The sequence below is a fragment of the Streptomyces sp. P13-3-3 genome, from assembly GCF_050571355.1.
GTDB lineage: Bacteria > Actinomycetota > Actinomycetes > Streptomycetales > Streptomycetaceae > Streptomyces > Streptomyces althioticus.
Genome location: NZ_CP192228.1, coordinates 2,718,541 through 2,735,829 on the forward strand (window position 1 = coordinate 2,718,541; position 17,289 = coordinate 2,735,829).

General features: G+C 73.5%; 18 protein-coding genes. 11 read left to right on the forward strand and 7 right to left on the reverse strand.

All coding sequences use genetic code 11. The annotated features are described in order from the left end of the window. The first annotated feature begins 103 nt into the window (after window positions 1–103). Complete coding sequence (locus tag ACQZOG_RS12375; protein ID WP_078492757.1) at window positions 104–634, forward strand: ATP-binding protein; 531 nt, start codon at window positions 104–106, stop codon at window positions 632–634. 182 nt (window positions 635–816) lie between these two features. Here ACQZOG_RS12375 and ACQZOG_RS12380 read toward each other — a convergent pair whose 3' ends face one another. The 3 genes from ACQZOG_RS12380 to ACQZOG_RS12390 form a co-directional block, all read right to left on the reverse strand. Further along, window positions 817–1,290, reverse strand: a complete 474-nt coding sequence (locus ACQZOG_RS12380) for a C40 family peptidase (protein WP_033276967.1) — start codon at window positions 1,288–1,290, stop codon at window positions 817–819. Window positions 1,291–1,836: 546 nt separating this feature from the next. Next, the gene (locus ACQZOG_RS12385; protein WP_033276968.1) at window positions 1,837–2,142 is read right to left on the reverse strand and encodes a hypothetical protein; all 306 of its coding nucleotides are present in this window, start codon (window positions 2,140–2,142) and stop codon (window positions 1,837–1,839) included. A gap of 7 nt (window positions 2,143–2,149) precedes the next feature. Then, window positions 2,150–2,755, reverse strand: a complete 606-nt coding sequence (locus ACQZOG_RS12390) for an ATP-dependent Clp protease proteolytic subunit (protein WP_058915656.1) — start codon at window positions 2,753–2,755, stop codon at window positions 2,150–2,152. Between the two features lie 64 nt (window positions 2,756–2,819). Between ACQZOG_RS12390 and ACQZOG_RS12395 the strand changes: the two genes are divergently transcribed. Further along, window positions 2,820–3,098, forward strand: coding sequence for a type II toxin-antitoxin system Phd/YefM family antitoxin (locus ACQZOG_RS12395; protein WP_033276970.1), 279 nt, complete (start codon window positions 2,820–2,822; stop codon window positions 3,096–3,098). A 259-nt stretch (window positions 3,099–3,357) separates the two neighbouring features. Here the strand turns inward: ACQZOG_RS12395 and ACQZOG_RS12400 are convergent, their stop codons facing one another. Next, window positions 3,358–4,359: an ABC transporter permease gene (locus ACQZOG_RS12400; protein ID WP_365164623.1), complete on the reverse strand. Its 1,002-nt coding sequence runs from the start codon at window positions 4,357–4,359 to the stop codon at window positions 3,358–3,360. Between the two features lie 105 nt (window positions 4,360–4,464). Between ACQZOG_RS12400 and ACQZOG_RS12405 the strand changes: the two genes are divergently transcribed. The 8 genes from ACQZOG_RS12405 (at window position 4,465) to ACQZOG_RS12440 (ending at window position 11,823) form a co-directional block, all read left to right on the forward strand. Next, window positions 4,465–5,085, forward strand: coding sequence for a TetR/AcrR family transcriptional regulator (locus ACQZOG_RS12405; RefSeq protein WP_365164626.1), 621 nt, complete (start codon window positions 4,465–4,467; stop codon window positions 5,083–5,085). A gap of 176 nt (window positions 5,086–5,261) precedes the next feature. Then, window positions 5,262–5,564 (forward strand): urease subunit gamma, encoded by a 303-nt coding sequence (locus ACQZOG_RS12410; protein WP_033276985.1) that lies wholly within the window; start codon window positions 5,262–5,264, stop codon window positions 5,562–5,564. Between the two features lie 12 nt (window positions 5,565–5,576). Further along, window positions 5,577–5,888, forward strand: coding sequence for an urease subunit beta (locus ACQZOG_RS12415; protein WP_033276973.1), 312 nt, complete (start codon window positions 5,577–5,579; stop codon window positions 5,886–5,888). After that, entirely contained in the window at window positions 5,881–7,602 is a 1,722-nt protein-coding gene (locus ACQZOG_RS12420; RefSeq protein WP_430741495.1) for an urease subunit alpha, read from the forward strand. Before ACQZOG_RS12415 ends, ACQZOG_RS12420 begins: the two co-directional genes overlap by 8 nt. A gap of 14 nt (window positions 7,603–7,616) precedes the next feature. Then, on the forward strand, window positions 7,617–8,291 hold the full coding sequence (locus ACQZOG_RS12425) for an urease accessory protein UreF (RefSeq protein WP_365164633.1): 675 nt from the start codon (window positions 7,617–7,619) through the stop codon (window positions 8,289–8,291). 331 nt (window positions 8,292–8,622) lie between these two features. Continuing rightward, the gene (gene ureG, locus ACQZOG_RS12430) at window positions 8,623–9,306 is read left to right on the forward strand and encodes an urease accessory protein UreG (RefSeq protein WP_037638365.1); all 684 of its coding nucleotides are present in this window, start codon (window positions 8,623–8,625) and stop codon (window positions 9,304–9,306) included. Next, window positions 9,294–10,100, forward strand: a complete 807-nt coding sequence (locus ACQZOG_RS12435) for an urease accessory protein UreD (RefSeq protein ID WP_193456339.1) — start codon at window positions 9,294–9,296, stop codon at window positions 10,098–10,100. The genes ureG and ACQZOG_RS12435 overlap by 13 nt, the downstream gene beginning before the upstream one ends. A 121-nt stretch (window positions 10,101–10,221) precedes the next feature. Then, on the forward strand, window positions 10,222–11,823 hold the full coding sequence (locus tag ACQZOG_RS12440) for an alpha/beta hydrolase (RefSeq protein ID WP_193467291.1): 1,602 nt from the start codon (window positions 10,222–10,224) through the stop codon (window positions 11,821–11,823). Between the two features lie 63 nt (window positions 11,824–11,886). On the opposite strand, the gene ACQZOG_RS12445 is transcribed toward ACQZOG_RS12440, so the two are convergent. Further along, a complete protein-coding gene (locus ACQZOG_RS12445; protein ID WP_033277181.1) occupies window positions 11,887–12,612 on the reverse strand; it encodes a lysophospholipid acyltransferase family protein in 726 nt (241 codons plus the stop codon). A gap of 197 nt (window positions 12,613–12,809) precedes the next feature. Between ACQZOG_RS12445 and ACQZOG_RS12450 the strand changes: the two genes are divergently transcribed. After that, complete coding sequence (locus ACQZOG_RS12450; RefSeq protein WP_033277182.1) at window positions 12,810–13,265, forward strand: RpiB/LacA/LacB family sugar-phosphate isomerase; 456 nt, start codon at window positions 12,810–12,812, stop codon at window positions 13,263–13,265. Window positions 13,266–13,398: 133 nt separating this feature from the next. Here the strand turns inward: ACQZOG_RS12450 and ACQZOG_RS12455 are convergent, their stop codons facing one another. Then, window positions 13,399–14,628 (reverse strand): PP2C family protein-serine/threonine phosphatase, encoded by a 1,230-nt coding sequence (locus ACQZOG_RS12455; RefSeq protein ID WP_261674677.1) that lies wholly within the window; start codon window positions 14,626–14,628, stop codon window positions 13,399–13,401. Window positions 14,629–14,637: 9 nt separating this feature from the next. Next, entirely contained in the window at window positions 14,638–17,109 is a 2,472-nt protein-coding gene (locus tag ACQZOG_RS12460; protein ID WP_261674676.1) for a SpoIIE family protein phosphatase, read from the reverse strand. Window positions 17,110–17,289: the final 180 nt, after the last annotated feature.

The window sequence follows — 17,289 nt, forward strand, 5'->3', positions numbered from 1 at the left end:
CTGCGTTGATGGCACTCTGGCGACGAAGCACCAGTGCGGGACCGTACTCGAACCAACCGCTCCGTGTCGGACTGCGGTCCCGTGGGAAAGGGACGACGTCGCCATGGCAGACCATCTGGAAGCATCCGTCACTCTGCCGAGCGATCCCGCCTCGGTCTCCGCCGCGCGGGCCCATGTGGCGAGTGCGCTGGCGGAATGGGGGCTGCCACCGGACGCCGAACTCTGCGACACCGTGCGGCTGATCGTCTCCGAGCTGGCGACCAACGCGGTGCAGCACACCTTCGGCCAGTCGCCCACGTTCACGGTTGACGTCGTCCTGGTCCGCGACGAGCGGGTGCACATCGGGGTGACGGACAGCCACCCCCGGTTCCCCAAGCGGCTTCCCGCGGCGGTCCAGCAGGACAACGGGCGGGGCCTGGTCATCATCCGCTGGCTCACCGCGGAGTGCGGGGGCCGGCTGAGAATCCGGCCCACCCGCGAGGGAGGCAAGACGGTCGCCGTCGAACTCCCGTGGCCCGCCGCCACCGTTCAGCCCGCCACGGTGCAGCCCGCCACCGTGCAGGCCCCTACCGTTCAGCCCGTCACCGTCCAGCCGCCCGAGACGGTCATCGCGGCGGTGCAGCAGGAGCCGTGACGTCGCGTCACCATCCATGCGGGCCCGAATGAAGCCGTGACGGACGGCGTGCGGGGCCCGGGGTGGTCGTCGCCCTGAGGGCGGCCCCGCCGGGCCCCTGCGGGACGCCACGCGGGCGCGGGCCCGCGTGGCCGGTCGCGGCCCGGCGGCGGCGCTCCCGCGGGCGCCGCCGCCTCCGCCCGTCACTTCACACGGCCGTACCAGACGCTGTTGGTCCAGATCTTCTGCAGCCGCACCACGTCCCCGGTCTTCGGGGCGTGCCAGATCTTGTTCTTACCGGCGTAGATACCGACGTGGTACACGTAGCTGCCGGAGTGGAAGAACACCAGGTCCCCGGCCTTACGGCTGCTCTTGGAGATGTGGCGCGTCTTGTTGTACTGCTGGGCGGCCGTGCGGGGGAGCTTCTTCCCCGCCTTCTTGAACGAGTACAGCGTCAGGCCCGAGCAGTCGAACCGGTTCGGTCCGGTCGCCCCCCACGCGTACGGCGCCCCCTTCTTGGACGCCGCGACCTTCAGGGCCTTGCTGCCCACGGTCGCCGCGGCGGCCTCCCCGGCCGCTCCCGGTACCACGATCGAGCCGCCCACGGCGGCGAGGGTGAGGGCCGAGGCCGTGCCGGCCCGGGCCATGAGAGACGGGACACGATTGAGCGCACTCATGCGCAACCCTTCGTCAGCCGCCTGTGAAGGATGACCTGTCGGATTCGGGCTGGCGAAGTAGCCCGGCCGCTGACGCGGCTTCACCCCAAGGGCTGCTCGGGACGCGCACTGCGCGCGTACCGGCGACCCGTCGTGCTTGGGTCCTCCACTCCTGCCGATCCACTCCTGTCGACCGGTCATCCGGGCGGCGGCAGGACTCGGCGTCCGCCCGGATCGCCCCGCCGCGGCGGCGGGGTCTTGTCGTCAGTCAGGGATCTTGGCCCATGGCGCGAGCGATTTCCCAACGGAACGGGGGGTTTGTGTTGTTACTCACCACTCACCCGTTCGGGTGGACAGCTGTTCGTTCGACTCGCCGTCAAGAGGGCGTGTGAGGCCAGGACCAGGGGTGGAATGGTCAATTCCGCCCTTCGGTGAGGGTGGGCGTGCAAGTTCGACGGCCTCAAAAAAGGAGGTTCGTCTACGCCGGACGGGGGTAAGCCGTTCGGTCCGTTTCAACTCGTCGTGGGGTGTGCCGTCGAGCGGGCCCGTCGCTCCGGGCCCGCTCCGTCAACGCCCCGTCCGCGGCGGCAGCGTGACCCTGGCCGTGCGCCGCTCGCCGTCCAGCACCCGCAGGGCGCGCGCCAGGGTCTCGGCGCACAGCTCGCTCTCGCCGCGCCGGTGCATCAGGGTCAGCGCGTCACGCAGCGCGACCGCCTTGCCGACCAGCGCCTGGGCGGCCCGCAGGCTCCGGTAGGTGTCGCCGCCCTGGGCCGGGTTGACCCGGCCGAGCAGGTCGACGACCTCCAGGTAACGGTCGATCAGCTCGGCCTCCGCCCGGGTCAGCGCGGGTAGCGGCGGCAGTTCGGGCAGCATCGTCGGCTCACCTCGCGCCGGTCGCGGTACGGGCAGCGCGGTGGTGCGGCACGATCCGGTCGGCGAGGCCGTGATCCACGGCGGCCTGCGCGTCCAGGACGAGGTCCCGCTCCAGGTCGGCCCGCACCCGGTCCACGGGCCGGCCGGTGTGCCTCGCCAGCATCTCCTCCGTGCGGGCCCTGATCCGGGCCAGCTCCTCGGCCCGGATCGCCAGATCGCTCGCGCTGCCCTGCACCGGCTCCGTGAGGGCGGGCTGACGGAGCACCAGCCGGGAGCCGGGCAGGACGTACCGCTTACCCGGCGTGCCGGCGGCCAGCAGCAGCGCTGCCGTCCCCTCCGCGCGGCCCAGGCAGACCGTCTCGACGTCGCAGGTGACGTACGTCAGGGCGTCGTGCAGGGCGGACATGGCGTGGAAGGGGCCGCCGGGGGAGTTCAGGTACAGCGAGATGTCGCGGTCCGGGGCGTGGTGCTCGAGGTACATGAGCTGGGCCGTCACGTCGTTCACCGCGGTCTCGTCGATCCGCGTGCCCAGGACGACGATCCGCTCCTCCAGCAGCCGGTCGTACGGGTCGGAGGTCCGGTGCCCCGAGGGGCGGACGGGCGGTCGCGTCATGGTGCCCTCCTGTCTCGTTGTCTGTAAAAAATGTACAGGACGTACGTGACGTTATGATGGCCGTATGGCTTACGAGATTCCGGTGACCCAGGCCAGGGCCGAGCTCGCCGACCTGATCAACCGCGTGGTGTACGGCGGTGAGCGGGTCGTCGTGACCCGTCACGGGAAGCCGCTCGTCGCCCTCGTCTCAGCGGACGACCTGCGACGACTGGAGGAAGCCGAGGGTGCCGGCGAGACGCCGGTGATCAGCACGGTGGCGGGCGTACGCGAGGTCGCGTCCGCCCCCCGCGAACACGGCCGCTTCGGCATCGCGGCGGAGCACAGGGGGGTGGCGGGTTCCTGACCGCCGGCACCCCGCCTGCACGCCCTGGCTGCGGCCATGCGTGCGGCCCGTCGGGCCGTCGCTCCCCGGTCACGCCCACCTGGGCCGGCCCGGCGGCACGACTGCCCGCGACCGCGCGGGGCGGGGCCCATGTCGCCCCGGGCCCGGCGGAGGGGCCCGTGACCGGCCGACGTTTCCTCGATGCGGGGCGCCCGCGGATGTCGAACCGCGCACCCCCGTCCGCTACAGCGGGGGTGCGCGGTCGTACAGGGGCGGTTCGTCAGCCCGCCAAGGCCGGTTCGCGGTCCGCCGTGTCGGGGGCAGGCGCCGTACGGCCGCGTACCGCGTGGCCGACCAGCACCGCCCCCAGCCCCAGCACCGCCCACCACGTCAGCGTGAGCGCGGGTCCCGCCGCCGACGCCCCGTCGAAGAAGGCGACCGAGCGCAGGAGCGACACTCCCGCCCCCGGCGGCAGCCGCTGGCCGATCACTCCGGCCGGCTCGGGCAGCATCTCCGGGGCGGACGCCGCCCCCGCGAACGGGTTGCCGATCAGCATCATCAGCAGGGCGCCGAGCCCGAGACCAGGTCGACCCAGCAGGGCCGCGAGGCCCGCGACCGCCCCGCTCACCGCCAGCGTGGCCAGCGCGAACGACCCCGCCACGGCCCACCAGTCGCCCGGCAGGGCGTCCAGCCAGCTGTGCGACAGGGCGGCGGCGACCCCGCCGACCAGCGCCGCCGACCCGGCCAGCGCGCCCACCGCGACAGGGCCCCGCAGTCCGAGCAGCGTCACCGCCACCCCCGCGCCGATCCCGGCCAGCGCCAGCGGCAGCACGCTCGTGCTCAGCACCGCCCCGCGTGGATCGCTCGCCGGGGCCGGCACCACGTCCTCCGTGGCGATCTCCTGGCCGGAGGCAGCAGCCTGATGCGCGACCGCCTGCTGGAGCAGCTGCGCCACCGCCGGGCCCGCCGCGGACGCGGTCAGCAGCTTCGGGCCCTCCGGCGTCACCACGACCGCCCCGTACACCTCCCGGTCCTCGATCGCGTCCCGCGCCCCGGCCTCGTCGGCGTACCGATGGAGGTCGAACGCGCCCTCCCGCTGCTCCAGCCGCTCCGCGACCGGTGCCGTGGCGGTCGGCGGGCCGGCCACGCCGAGCGGCAGGTCGCGCGGTGCCGTGCGCGCCGCGGGCCAGGCGAAGGCCCACAGGGCCAACGCCACCAGCGTCGGGATCAGCACCAGGACGGCTGCGATCCGCCGGTGCGTCGGCAGGGACGTGGGAGACATGAGGGGCTCCTCTAAAAAGAAGGATCGTTCGTTTTTGGCTCGCCCACACCGTCCCGCCATCTCCCTCCCTTGTCAAGAAGGAATGTTCGTTTTAAGTTGGCGACCATGGCTCGCGTATCCCAGCAACACCTCGACGCCCGCCGTCGGCAGATCCTCGACGGCGCCGCGGTCTGCTTCGCCCGCAACGGCTTCCACGCCACGTCGATGCAGGACGTGCTGAAGGAGGTGGACCTCTCCGCCGGCGCCGTCTACCGGTACTTCAGCGGCAAGGAGGAGTTGATCGCGGCCATCGCCTCCGAGGTGCTCGAGACGGTGCGCGGCACCCTGGAGCAGGCGGCCGGGGAGAGCCCGCCGCCCACCCCCGACGTGCTGGTGCCGCGCGCCCTGGCGACGATGCGTGAACTGCGGCCGGCGACCCTGGACACGGGGGAGTGGCTGTTCCCGCGGCTGATGATCCAGGTGTGGACCGAGTCCACCCGCAATCCGCAGCTGACGGCCGTGCTGGGCGACGGCTACGCCAAGATCCGCACGGCGTGGAGCGGCATGGCGCAGAGCTACAAGGACGCCGGACTCCTGCCCGAGGACGCCGACGTGGACGCGATGGCCCGCGCGATGATCGCGCTCGTGCAGGGATTCGCCGCCCAGATGGCCCTGTTCGGCGACATCCCGCCGCAGACGCTCGCCGACGGCACCCGCGCCCTGATGGCCATCGACCGCGCCACGTGAGGCGCCTGGGCCGGGCCGGCCGCGGCCGACACGGACGGCCGAACCGGGCGCCGCGCGTTTAACGTCCTCGAAACGCCGCCCGGCTAGCCTCCGGGTCCACGCCACCGGGGATCCTTCCCGTGGCCGCGGCCACCGGGCCCCGCACGGCCCGGAGCGAGGACGGTGAGGTGGATGCCGTGCAACTGACCCCGCACGAGCAGGAGAGGCTGCTCATCCATGTGGCGGCCGACGTGGCGGCGAAGCGCCGCGACCGCGGTCTGAAGCTCAACCACCCGGAGGCGGTCGCCCTCATCACCTCGCACCTCCTCGAGGGCGCCCGCGACGGCCGCACCGTCGCCGAGCTGATGGCGTCCGGGCGGAAGGTGCTCACCAGGGACGACGTCATGGAAGGCGTCCCCGAGATGATCCCCGACGTGCAGGTGGAGGCCACCTTCCCGGACGGCACCAAGCTCGTCACCGTCCACGACCCCATCGTCTGACGGAGGAGCGCCGTGACACCCGGAGAGATCCTGTTCGCCGAGGGCCCGATCGTCTACAACGAGGGCCGCGGGACCACCCGCCTGACCGTCCTCAACGCGGCCGACCGGCCCGTGCAGGTCGGCTCGCACTACCACTTCGCCGAGGCCAACCCGGGCCTGGAGTTCGACCGTGCCGCGGCCCGCGGCAAGCGGCTCGACGTCCCCGCGGGCACCGCCGTACGGTTCGAGCCCGGTATCCCCGTCGAGGTCGCGCTGGTGCCGCTGGCCGGGACGCGGACCGTGCCCGGGCTGCGCGGGGAGACGGGGGGCGCGCTCGATGCCTGAGATCTCCCGCGAGGCGTACGCCGACCTGTTCGGGCCGACCACCGGCGACCGGATCCGGCTCGCCGACACCGATCTGCTCATCGAGATCGAGGAGGACCGCTCGGGCGGCCCCGGACGCGCGGGCGACGAGGCGGTGTTCGGCGGCGGCAAGGTCATCCGCGAGTCGATGGGCCAGGCCACCGCCACCCGCGCCGACGGCGCCCCCGACACCGTGATCACCGGCGCGGTCGTCGTCGACCACTGGGGCGTCGTCAAGGCCGACGTCGGCATCCGCGACGGACGGATCACCGGCATCGGGAAGGCCGGCAACCCCGACACCATGGACGGGGCCCACCCCGATCTGGTGATCGGCCCCGAGACCGAGATCGTCGCGGGCAACGGGAAGATCCTGACCGCCGGGGCGATCGACGCGCACGTCCACTTCATCTGCCCGCAGATCGCCGACGAGGCGCTGGCCTCCGGCATCACCACGCTGGTCGGCGGCGGCACCGGACCCGCCGAGGGCTCCAAGGCGACCACCGTCACGCCCGGCCCCTGGCACCTCGCCCGGATGCTGGAGGCGATGGAGGCGTACCCGCTGAACATCGGGCTGCTCGGCAAGGGCAACACCGTGTCGCAGGACGCCCTGTTGTCACAGATCCGGGGCGGGGCCGTCGGACTGAAGCTGCACGAGGACTGGGGGTCCACCCCGGCCGTCATCGACGCCGCGCTCGCCGCGGCCGACCGGACCGGCGTGCAGGTCGCCATCCACACCGACACCCTCAACGAGGCCGGTTTCGTGGGCGACACGCTCGCCGCGATCGCCGGGCGCGGCATCCACGCGTACCACACCGAGGGTGCGGGCGGCGGGCACGCGCCGGACATCATGACCGTCGTCTCCCAGCCGCACGTCCTGCCCAGCTCCACCAACCCGACGCGTCCGTTCACGGTCAACACCGTCGAGGAGCACCTCGACATGCTGATGGTCTGCCACCACCTGAACCCGGCCGTCCCCGAGGACCTGGCCTTCGCCGAGTCGCGGATCCGGCCGTCCACCATCGGCGCGGAGGACGTGCTCCACGACCTCGGCGCCATCTCCGTGATCTCCTCCGACTCCCAGGCGATGGGACGCGTCGGCGAGGTGATCATGCGGACCTGGCAGACGGCCCATGTGATGAAGCGCAGGCGCGGCGCGCTGCCCGGCGACGGGCGGGCCGACAACCACCGGGTCCGTCGCTATGTCGCCAAATACACGATCAACCCGGCGGTGGCGCAGGGCATGGCCGGGGAGATCGGCTCCGTGGAGAGCGGCAAGCTGGCCGATCTCGTGCTGTGGGAACCGAAGTTCTTCGGGGTCAAGCCCCAACTCGTCCTCAAGGGCGGGCAGATCGCCTACGCGCAGATGGGGGACGCCAACGCGTCCATCCCGACCCCGCAGCCGGTGCTGCCCCGGCCCATGTTCGGCGCGACCGGACGGGCGCCCGCCGCCAACTCGGTCAACTTCGTCGCTCAGGCCGCCCTCGACGCCGGGCTGCCCGACCGGCTCGGGCTGGGCAAACGGTGGGCGGTCATCGACTCCACACGCGGGGTGACCAAGGCGGACATGCGGGAGAACGACGCCCTGCCGGACGTGCGGATCGACCCCGACAGCTTCGCCGTGCGCATCGACGGGGAGCTGGTCGAGGCGACGCCGGCCGAGGAACTTCCGCTCGCCCAGCGCTACTTCCTCTTCTGATGTCCAGGGTTCCGATGTCCAGGGCAGCGCTGCTCGTCCTGGCCGACGGACGGTTCCCCGCGGGCGGGCACGCCCACTCCGGCGGGGCGGAGGCCGCGGTGCACGCCGGGCGGATCACCGGCGCGGAAAGCCTGGAGGAGTTCTGCCGGGGGCGGCTCCACACCACGGGGCTGGTGTCGGCCGCGGTCGCCGCGTCCGCCGCGTTGGGCGTGGACCCGGGGGAGTTGGACGCGGCTGCCGACGCCCGTACGCCGTCGCCCGCACTGCGTGCGGCGGCCCGCAAGCTGGGACGCCAGTTGCTGCGCGCCGCCCGTGCGGCCTGGGCGAGTCCGGAACTGGACGCCCTGGCGCGGCGGTGTCCCAAAGGGGCGCACCAGCCGGTGGTGTTGGGGGTGGCCGCGCGGGCGGCCGGACTCGGCGCGGAGGACGCGGCGCACTGCGCGCTGTACGAGAGCGTGGGTGGGCCGGCGACGGCGACGGTACGGCTGCTCAGCCTGCACCCGTTCGACGCGACGGGCGTTCTCGCGCGTCTGGCGCCGGAGGTGGATCGCGTGGCGGAGACGGCGGTGCGGGCGGGGCGGCGGGTCGCCGAGGTGGGCACCGACGCGTTGCCGGTGGCGTCGGCGCCTCTGCTGGAGATTTTTGCCGAGGCGCATGCGAGGCGTGCGGGACGGTTGTTCGCGTCATGAGGTTCGTCGTCGGGTGCGGGTCTGTGGGGGGTGTTCGCGCAGTTCCCCGCGCCCCTGAGGGGGCCGGTGCGGGGGCTCGCTCTGATCGCCGGACCCGCCCCGGCGCCCCGTCCGCCCACCGGGAGTGTGGGGTCGGTTCGTGGGCGGGTGCGGGGCTGTGGGGGTTGTTCGCGCAGTTCCCCGCGCCCCTTGGGGAGACCCGCCCCCGCGTCCGCCCATCCACCCGGGTTCGCCCCCGGCGTCCGTCCACCGGCCCCGCCCTCGACCCCGACCACACCGACCGTCCGTCCCCTCGTCGACCCGGACGTGACGCCAACCGCGGAGGTGCCCCATGCATCGTGATCACATCGACCCCCACCCAGGGCCCGCCGGCATGGGTGCCGACGCCCGGCGGCCGGACGGAGGGCGTCGTGCCCTGCGCATAGGGCTCGGCGGGCCCGTCGGGTCCGGGAAGACTGCGACCGTCGCCGCGCTCTGCAGGGCGCTGCGGGACGAAGTGTCCCTGGCCGTCGTGACCAACGACATCTACACCCGCGAGGACGCCGAGTACCTGCTCAGGGAGGCAGTCCTGCCTCCCGAGCGGATCACCGCTGTGGAGACCGGCGCCTGCCCGCACACCGCAATCCGTGACGACATCTCCGCCAACCTCGAGGCGGTGGAGGACCTGGAGGACTCCGTCGGCCCGCTGGACCTCGTGCTCGTCGAGTCCGGCGGGGACAACCTCACGGCGACCTTCTCCAAGGGGCTGGTCGACGCGCAGATCTTCGTGATCGACGTGGCCGGCGGGGACGACATCCCGCGCAAGGGCGGCCCCGGCGTGACCACCGCCGACCTGCTGGTCGTGAACAAGACCGACCTCGCCCCGTACGTCGGTTCGGACCTCGGCCGGATGGCGGTCGACGCCAAGGCGCAACGCGCCGACCTGCCCGTGGTGTTCCAGTCGCTGCGCGAGGACGAGGGGGTCGCCGCGGTGGCGGCCTGGGTGCGGCAGCGGCTCGCCGCATGGGCGGCGTGAACACCGCGGGCGTCCGGGCCGAGGCGGAGATCCGCGCCCGTGCGGACGGCCGGGGCGGCACGGCCCTGCCCGTGCTGGAGAGCCGGGGCCCCCTCGCCCTGCGGCGCACGCGGGGGAGCGGCGCCACCGCGCACGTCATGCTGGTCGGTGCGATGAGCGGCCCGCACGGCGGGGACCACTTCACCGTCCGCGCCGGCGTCGGCGCGGACGCCCGGCTGCGGGTCGGCTCGGCCGCGGCCACGCTCGCCCTGCCGGGCCAGCACGGGGGCCAGGCTCGTCAGGACGTGCGGATCACCGTCGCTGCCGGAGGCGAACTGCACTGGCTGCCCGAGCCGTTGATCTCCGTCACGGGCAGCGAGCTGGCCGTGCACACCCACGTCGACCTGGAGCCCGGCGCCCGGCTGGTGCTCCGTGAGGAACTGGTGCTGGGGCGGACCGGCGAGGATCCCGGACGGCTCACCTCCCGGCTCACCGTGCGCGTCGACGGGCGCCCCGTCCTCGACCAGGAACTCGAGCTTGACCCCGGCGCCCCCAACGGCTGGGACGGCCCCGCCGTACTGGGCGGCCACCGTGCCGTCGGACAACTCGTCGTCGTCGATCCGGAGTTCACGGACAAGCCGGTCGCGCCCAACGTGCCCGCCGACGGCCTCGCCGTCCTCCCGCTGGCCGGGCCCGCCGTCCTGGTCAGCGCCGTGGCGCCGGACGCCCTGACGCTGCGCCGACTGCTGGACCGGGCGCCCGCCTCCTTCACCCCCGCCTCCCCGGCCACCCCCGCCTCCCCGGCGTCCGCATGACACCACCGCCATGTCCGCTTATCGGATTGGCAAAGAAGGCGCATCCCCTCTGTCGCCCATGTCCTCCGGGAGACGAGGATCCAACCCCGTACGCATCGAAACCACGTACGGGGAGGCCCCCTTGAGGGACAGCAGAGCGAAGAGGCGGGTGGCGGCGCTCGGTTCGGCCGGCGTGCTCGTCACGTCCGCACTCATAGCCGGCGCCGTCGCGGCGCCCACCGCGAGCGCGACGGCGGACACCCGTCACGGCAAGGACCGTGAGGCCCAGGGCGTGGCCGTCGCCGCGGCCCGAGCCGCCAAGACCGGCATCGACTGGCAGGACTGCCCCGCCGACTGGAACCTGCCCCGGCCCATCCAGTGCGGCTGGGTCTCCGTGCCGCTGGACTACGCCAAGCCGAACGGCAAGCAGATCAAGCTCGCCGTCGACCGCGTCGCGAACACCGGCACGCCGGCCGAACGGCAGGGCGCGCTGCTGTACAACCCGGGCGGCCCCGGCGGCTCCGGCCTGCGCTTCCCGGCCCGGGTCACCTCGAAGAACGCCGTCTGGGCCAACACCGCCAAGGCGTACGACTTCGTCGGCTTCGACCCGCGCGGCGTGGGGAAGTCCGCGCCCATCTCCTGCGGCGACCCGCAGGAGTTCGTGAAGGCGCCCAAGGCCGACCCGGTTCCGCGCACCGAGGCCGACAAGCGCGCACAGCGCAAGCTCGCCCGCGAGTACGCCGAGGGCTGCCTCGAGCGCAGCGGCACCGTGCTGCCGCACATGACCACCCCGAACACCGCCCGCGACCTCGACGTCATCCGTGCGGCACTCGGCGAGAAGAAGCTCAACTACCTGGGCGTTTCCTACGGCACCTACCTCGGCGCCGTCTACGCCACCCTGTTCCCCGGCCACGTGCGCCGCATGGTCGTGGACAGCGTGGTCAACCCGTCCCGCCAGAAGATCTGGTACCAGGCCAACCTGGACCAGAACGTCGCCTTCGAGACCCGCTGGCAGGACTGGCAGGACTGGGTGGCGAAGAACGACGCCGTCTACCACCTCGGCACCACCCGGGCCGCCGTCCAGCAGCAGTGGCTGAAGCTGCGCGCCGCCGCCGCGAAGCAGCCGTTCGGCGGAGTCGTCGGCCCCGCCGAGCTGATCGGCTTCTTCCAGAGCGCCCCGTACTACGACTCCGCGTGGGCCCCGGTCGCCGAGGTGTTCAGCCAGGCCGCCGCGGGGAACACCCAGGCGGTGGTCGACGCCGCCGCCCCGGACCTGTCCGACACGGCGGGCAACGCGGCCGCGGAGAACGGCAACGCCGTCTACAACGCGGTCGAGTGCACCGACGCCAAGTGGCCCACCGACTGGCGCACCTGGGACCGGGACACCACCCGGCTGCACCGTGACCACCCGTTCCTGACCTGGGCCAACACGTGGATGAACCTGCCCTGCGCCACCTGGCCGGTTCCCCAGCGCACCCCCGTCGACGTGAAGACCGGCAAGGGCCTGCCGCCCGTGCTGATCGTCCAGTCCGAGCGGGACGCGGCCACCCCGTACGGCGGCGCCGTCGAACTGCACAAGCGGCTCAAGGGCTCCCGCCTGATCACCGAGCGGGACGCCGGCTCCCACGGCGTCACCGGGCTGGTCAACCCGTGCGTCAACGACCGGGTCGACACCTACCTGCTCACCGGGAAGCTCGACCGCTCCGACGTGACCTGCGCCCCGCACGCCACGCCGAAGCCGTAAGCGCACGACCGTGAGGGGCGGCCGGGAACACCCCGGCCGCCCCTCACCCGTGTCCGGCGAGGCTCACCGCGACGGCGTGCGCGACGCCCGCCGCTTCTCCTCCGCCTTGCGTTCGGCCTCCGCGGCCTTCACGTCGGCCGCGTACCGGTCGACGTACTCCTGCTCGGAGAGGGAGAGGATGGCGTACATGATCTCGTCGGTGACGGCCCGCAGGACCGCCTTCTCGTTCTCCATGCCCTGGTAGCGCGAGAAGTCCAGCGGCTCGCCGAAGCGGATCACCACCGGGTGGATGCGGGGGATCTTCCGGCCGGGCGGCTGCGCCTCGAACGTGCCGATCATCGCGCAGGGCACCACCGGGACGCCCGCCTTGAGGGCCATCACCGCCACGCCGACCTTGCCCTTGTAGAGACGGCCGTCGTGCGAGCGGGTGCCCTCCGGGTAGATGCCGAGCAGTTCCCCCTTGCTCAGCACCCCGAGCCCTTCGCGGATCGCCGCCTGCCCGGCGTCCTTGCCGGAGCGGTCGACGGGGATCTGTCCGGCGCTGTGGAAGAAGAACGCCGTCAGCCGCCCCTTGAGGCCCGGCCCGGTGAAGTACTCGGCCTTGGCGAGGAAGGTGATGCGGCGCTTCAGCACGGCCGGCATCAGGAAGTGGTCCGAGAACGACAGGTGGTTCCCCGCCACGATCGCGGCGCCGGAGGACGGGACATGCGCCAGGCCCTCGATCCGCGGCCGGAAGACCAGTCTGAGCAGCGGGCCCAACAACACGTATTTGAGCAGGTAGTAGAACAAAAGCACGCTCCTCGACTCTGGGAAACGACGGGATCGCCGCGTTCCAGCAGGTCATCCGGCACGTCGTGAACTGCCAGTCTAGGACCGGGTGACGGGCCGGGCACCAGGTTCGACGGGAACCGGAACCCATCGCCCCGGACAGCCGCCCGCACATCACCGCGGCCCCCGCCCGCGCACCGGCCGGTACGCTCGACGGCATGCGGATCTCCGTCTCCTCCGACATGGACGAACCGGTCGCCCGCGCGCTGGTCGACGCCCTGCGCGAGCGCGGCCACGAGGTGCGCGCGCACGGCGCGCTGAGCCCCGGGGACGACCCGCGGTGGGCCGTCTGCTCCGCGGCCGCCGCCCGCGACGTCGCCGAAGGAAGGGCCGACCAGGCGGTGGTGTGCTGCTGGACCGGGACCGGGGCGTCGATCGCCGCCAACAAGGTGCCCGGCGCCCGGGCCGCCCTGTGCACCGACGCGTACACCGCCGACGGCGCCCGCCGCTGGAACGACGCCAACGTGCTGGCGCTGAGCCTGCGGCTCACCTCGGTCCCGCTGCTCCACGAGATCCTCGACGCCTGGTTCGCCGGCCGGCCCAGCGCCGACCCCGAGGACCGGGCCAACGTGGAGCACACCACCCGGCTGGACGGCGGGCGCACCGGAGCCTGACGGAAGGCGGCGCGCCTTCACCCGTCCCGACGGCGGGCACACCGCAGCCTGACGTCCGGGCCCCTCACTGTCTGACGTCCGGGCCCTTCACAGCCTGACGACCGGGCCTGTCACAGCCTGACGCCCGGGCCCGTCACAGCCGTACGACGACCAGCGCCGTGTCGTCCGTGGCGCCGCCCGGCGGCAGCAGTTCCCGCAGCACCGTGTCCGCCAGCGGCTCCGGGTCCAGCGCGCGGTGGTGGCGCAGGGACTCCGCCAGCCGCCGCAGCCCGACGTCGATGTCCTCCCGCCGCCGCTCGATCAGCCCGTCGGTGTAGAGCGCGAGGATCGCCCCCGGCTCGAAGACCGTGGACGCCTGCGGCCGCGGCCGCGGCTCCGGACGGGCGTCCAGCGGCGGGTCCGTCGCCCGGTCGAGGAACTCCACCCGCCCGTCGCCGTGCAGCAGCACCGGAGGCGGATGGCCGGCGCTGCTGTAGGTGATGACGTGCCGGTCGAAGTCGATGAACGTGGTCACGACCGTCGCGGACTCGGCGCCGTCCACCACGTTCGCGTACCGGCCGAGCACGTTCAGCGCCTGGGCCGGCCCGTCCGCCACCCGGGACGCCGCGCTCAGCGCGCTGCGCAGCTGGCCCATGACCCCGGCCGCCTCCAGACCGTGCCCCACCACGTCGCCCACCGACACGCCGATGCGGTGGCCGCCCACCAGATCGACCAGGTCGTACCAGTCACCGCACACGTTCAGCGCGCCCACCGCCGGCCGGTAGCGCACCGCCGCCCTGCGGTGGCCGACCTGCCGGTGCGCCGGCAGCATCGCCTTCTGCAGCACCAGGGCCACCTCACGCTCCCGGGCGTGCGCCTCGCGCAGCCGGTTGTTGAGCTCCTGCAGCTCACGGGCGCGCGTGTACAGCTCCGCCTCCAGCACCCGTCCCGCCGTGTCGCCGTCGAGCCCCCGGGCCCGCACGAACTCGGTGACCTCCTCGACCCGGTGCACGATCAGCCGCACCCGGCCGTCCGGTCCGAGGACCGGGCTGTTCACCGGCGACCAGTAGTGCTCGTGCCAGTTCCCCGAGTTCTCGGGGGACTCGACGTCGTAGCGCTGCAGGGCCATCGCGTCCCGTTCGCCGGTGGCCAGCACCCGCAGCAGCGAGGCCCGCAGATGGTGCGAGTGGCTCGAGGCGGGGGAGTTCAGCGACTCCGGGAACACGTCGAACACGTGACGGCCCAGCAGGGATGCGCGGGGACGCCCGGTGCCGCGCACGTACGCGTCGTTGACGTCGGCGAACACCAGGTCCGGGGTCAGCAGCGCCACCATGCCCGGGAGCGCCCGGTACACCGCCTCGAAGTCGATCGTCGTGTCTGCCATGGCCCCGCCTCACTCCGGGGACGCGGTCAGCGGCTGCTCCGCCCAGATGATCTTCCCGTCGGGCACGAACCGCGTGCCCCAGCGCTCCGCGAGCTGCGACACCAGCAGCAGCCCCCGGCCGCCCTCGTCCATCGCGCGCGGATGCCGCAGATGGGGGGCGCTCGCTCCGCCGTCGAGCACCTCGCACACCAGCGTCCGCTCCCGGATCAGCCGCAACCGCACCCGCCCGGAGGCGTGCCGGATCGCGTTCGTCACCAGCTCGCTCACCAGCAGCTCCGTGGTGAACTTCAGCTCCTCGTCGAGGCCCCAGCGGGAGAGCTGGTCCTGGGCGGTCCTGCGGGCGTCCGCCACCACCGCCGGGTCCGGCGGCAGGTCCCACGCCGCGATCTGCTCCGGCGCGAGGCGCCTGGTCCGCGCCATCAGCAGCGCCACGTCGTCCTCCGGACGGGACGGGACCAACGTGTCGACCACCGCCTGGCAGCTGGGCCGCAGTTCGCGCTCCGTGTCCTCCAGGGCCCGCCGCAGCCGCTCCCGTCCCGCCTCCTCCGTGCCGCCGTCGCCGTGCGCCAGCAGCCCGTCCGTGTGCAGCACCAGCGTGCTGCCCTCGTCCAGCGACAGCTCCACCGCCTCGAACGGCGGACCGCCCACCCCGAGGGCGGGCCCCTGCGGCAGGTCCACGAAGCCGACCGTGCCGTCCGGCGCCACCACCGCGGGCGCCGGATGCCCCGCGGCGGCCATCGTGCACCGCCCGTCCGCCGGGTCGTACACCACGTACACGCAGGCGGAGCCGACCGAGTTGCCCTGCCTGACCCCGCCCTCCCCGTCGTCGTCCCCCTCCCCGTCGCCGTCGTCCCGGGCCGAGCGGAGGGCCAGGTCGTCCAGGTGCGCCAGTACCTCCTCGGGCGGCAGGTCGATCGCGGCGAGCGTTCGGACCGCCGTGCGCAGCCGCCCCATGGCCGCGGCGGCGTCGATGCCGTGCCCCGGCACCTCCCCGACCACCAGCGCGACCCGGGCGCCGGACAGCGGGATCAGGTCGTACCAGTCGCCGCCCAGGCCGGTCAGCTCGTCGGCGGGCCGGTAGCAGACGGCCACCTCGACGGCGTCCTGGTCGGGCAGGCGGCGGGGCAGCAGACTGCGCTGGAGCACCAGCGTGGCGTCCCGTTCGCGGGTGTAGCGGCGGGCGTTGTCCACGCAGACGGCGGCGCGCGAGACCAGGTCCTCGGCCAGGTGCAGGTCGTCCGCGTCGAAGGGGCTCTGACGGCGGCGGAAGAACGTGGTGAGGCCCAGGGTGACACCGCGCGCCCGGATCGGGACGATCATCACGCTCTGCAGACCCAGCTCCAGGAAGGTGGACTCCCGGCCCTCCGGCGCGTCCGCGGCCCATTCCACCGCCAGCGGGTCGAGCTGCTCCTGCCGCCAGGACCGCCCCGTGGTCAGGCACCGTACGGGAGGGGAGTCCGCCAGGTAGGCGACGACCGAGCCGCTGTCCACGGACGTCCGCGGCAGATCCTCGTACAGGGACCGGTGGCCGGCCCGGCGCAGGGGCACGCGCCCGGATCCGGCGGGCGGCGGGACCGGCTCGGCGCCCCGCAGCACCGTCTCCATCAGGTCCACGGTGACGAAGTCGGCGAGGCCGGGCACGGCGATGTCCGCCAGCTCCTGCGCGGTGGTCGTCACGTCGAGGGTGCGGCCGATGTACCGGCCTGCCCGGTCGAGCAGGGCGAGGCGCTGCCGGGCGCGGTGCCGGTCGGTGACGTCCACGACGGTGTAGTACACGCCCGTCGGCTCGCCCCGGTCGTCCTCGAGGCGGGTGAACGACAGCATGTGCGCGGTCTCCCGCAGCGGCGCCGAGCGCACCTGGCCGACGTACTCGTAGCCGACCACCTGCTCGCCGGTCCGCAGCACGTGCCGCATCCGCTCCTCGACGGCCTCGCTGTCCATGCCCGGCTGGACGTCGGCGACCCGCAGCCCCACACGGCTCCGGCCCGGGCCGCCGCCCCACTGCTCCAGGGCGGCGTTGGACCACACGTAGCGCAGATCCGTGTCCAGGATGGCGATGCCGATGGGATTGCCGACGACGATCTGCTCCAGCACGCCGCGGCTCATGTCCCAGCCCCGCGCGCCGTCCCCCAGCTCCGACAGCAGCACCAGCACCGCCGAGCGCCCCTGCGGCGCGGTGGTCGGGGAGACCCGCACCGACACCGGCACCGGCCGGCCGTCCCGGTGGAGGGCCGTCATCAGTCCCGTCCAGTCGCCGCCGGTGCGGCACCGGTCGAGCAGGTCCTCCATCCGCTCGGCGTCCTCGGCCTCCAGCAGGTCGGCGAACTTCCGCCCCACCGCCTCTTCCGCGCGGTGGCCCAGCAGCCGCTCCGCGTGCACCGTCCAGCTCGACACCAGACCGTGCGGGTCCAGCAGCAGCGGCGCGGCGTCGGCCACGTCGAACCCCTGCCGGGCTCCTCCCTGCTCCTTGTGTCCGCCCACGGACGGCCTCTCTGTCGCTGAGAGTGTTCTGTCACCTTTGTCCCCGCTAGACCCCATCTTCACCCCGATGACCGGCCCGGGGCTTCCCGGAGGTGGGCCACCGGTGCACCGCACCCGTCGTCCGGCCCGCGCCCGGACACGCCGACGCCCCCGCCGGGGGAGGACCGGCGGGGGCGTCGG

Coding starts and splice junctions, on each gene's coding strand:
- ACQZOG_RS12375 (WP_078492757.1), top strand. CDS start 104: ATGGCAGACCATCTGGAAGCATCCGTCACTCTGCCGAGCGATCCCGCC.
- ACQZOG_RS12380 (WP_033276967.1), bottom strand. CDS start 1,290: ATGAGTGCGCTCAATCGTGTCCCGTCTCTCATGGCCCGGGCCGGCACG.
- ACQZOG_RS12385 (WP_033276968.1), bottom strand. CDS start 2,142: ATGCTGCCCGAACTGCCGCCGCTACCCGCGCTGACCCGGGCGGAGGCC.
- ACQZOG_RS12390 (WP_058915656.1), bottom strand. CDS start 2,755: ATGACGCGACCGCCCGTCCGCCCCTCGGGGCACCGGACCTCCGACCCG.
- ACQZOG_RS12395 (WP_033276970.1), top strand. CDS start 2,820: ATGGCTTACGAGATTCCGGTGACCCAGGCCAGGGCCGAGCTCGCCGAC.
- ACQZOG_RS12400 (WP_365164623.1), bottom strand. CDS start 4,359: ATGTCTCCCACGTCCCTGCCGACGCACCGGCGGATCGCAGCCGTCCTG.
- ACQZOG_RS12405 (WP_365164626.1), top strand. CDS start 4,465: ATGGCTCGCGTATCCCAGCAACACCTCGACGCCCGCCGTCGGCAGATC.
- ACQZOG_RS12420 (WP_430741495.1), top strand. CDS start 5,881: ATGCCTGAGATCTCCCGCGAGGCGTACGCCGACCTGTTCGGGCCGACC.
- ACQZOG_RS12425 (WP_365164633.1), top strand. CDS start 7,617: ATGTCCAGGGCAGCGCTGCTCGTCCTGGCCGACGGACGGTTCCCCGCG.
- ureG (WP_037638365.1), top strand. CDS start 8,623: ATGCATCGTGATCACATCGACCCCCACCCAGGGCCCGCCGGCATGGGT.
- ACQZOG_RS12435 (WP_193456339.1), top strand. CDS start 9,294: ATGGGCGGCGTGAACACCGCGGGCGTCCGGGCCGAGGCGGAGATCCGC.
- ACQZOG_RS12450 (WP_033277182.1), top strand. CDS start 12,810: ATGCGGATCTCCGTCTCCTCCGACATGGACGAACCGGTCGCCCGCGCG.
- ACQZOG_RS12455 (WP_261674677.1), bottom strand. CDS start 14,628: ATGGCAGACACGACGATCGACTTCGAGGCGGTGTACCGGGCGCTCCCG.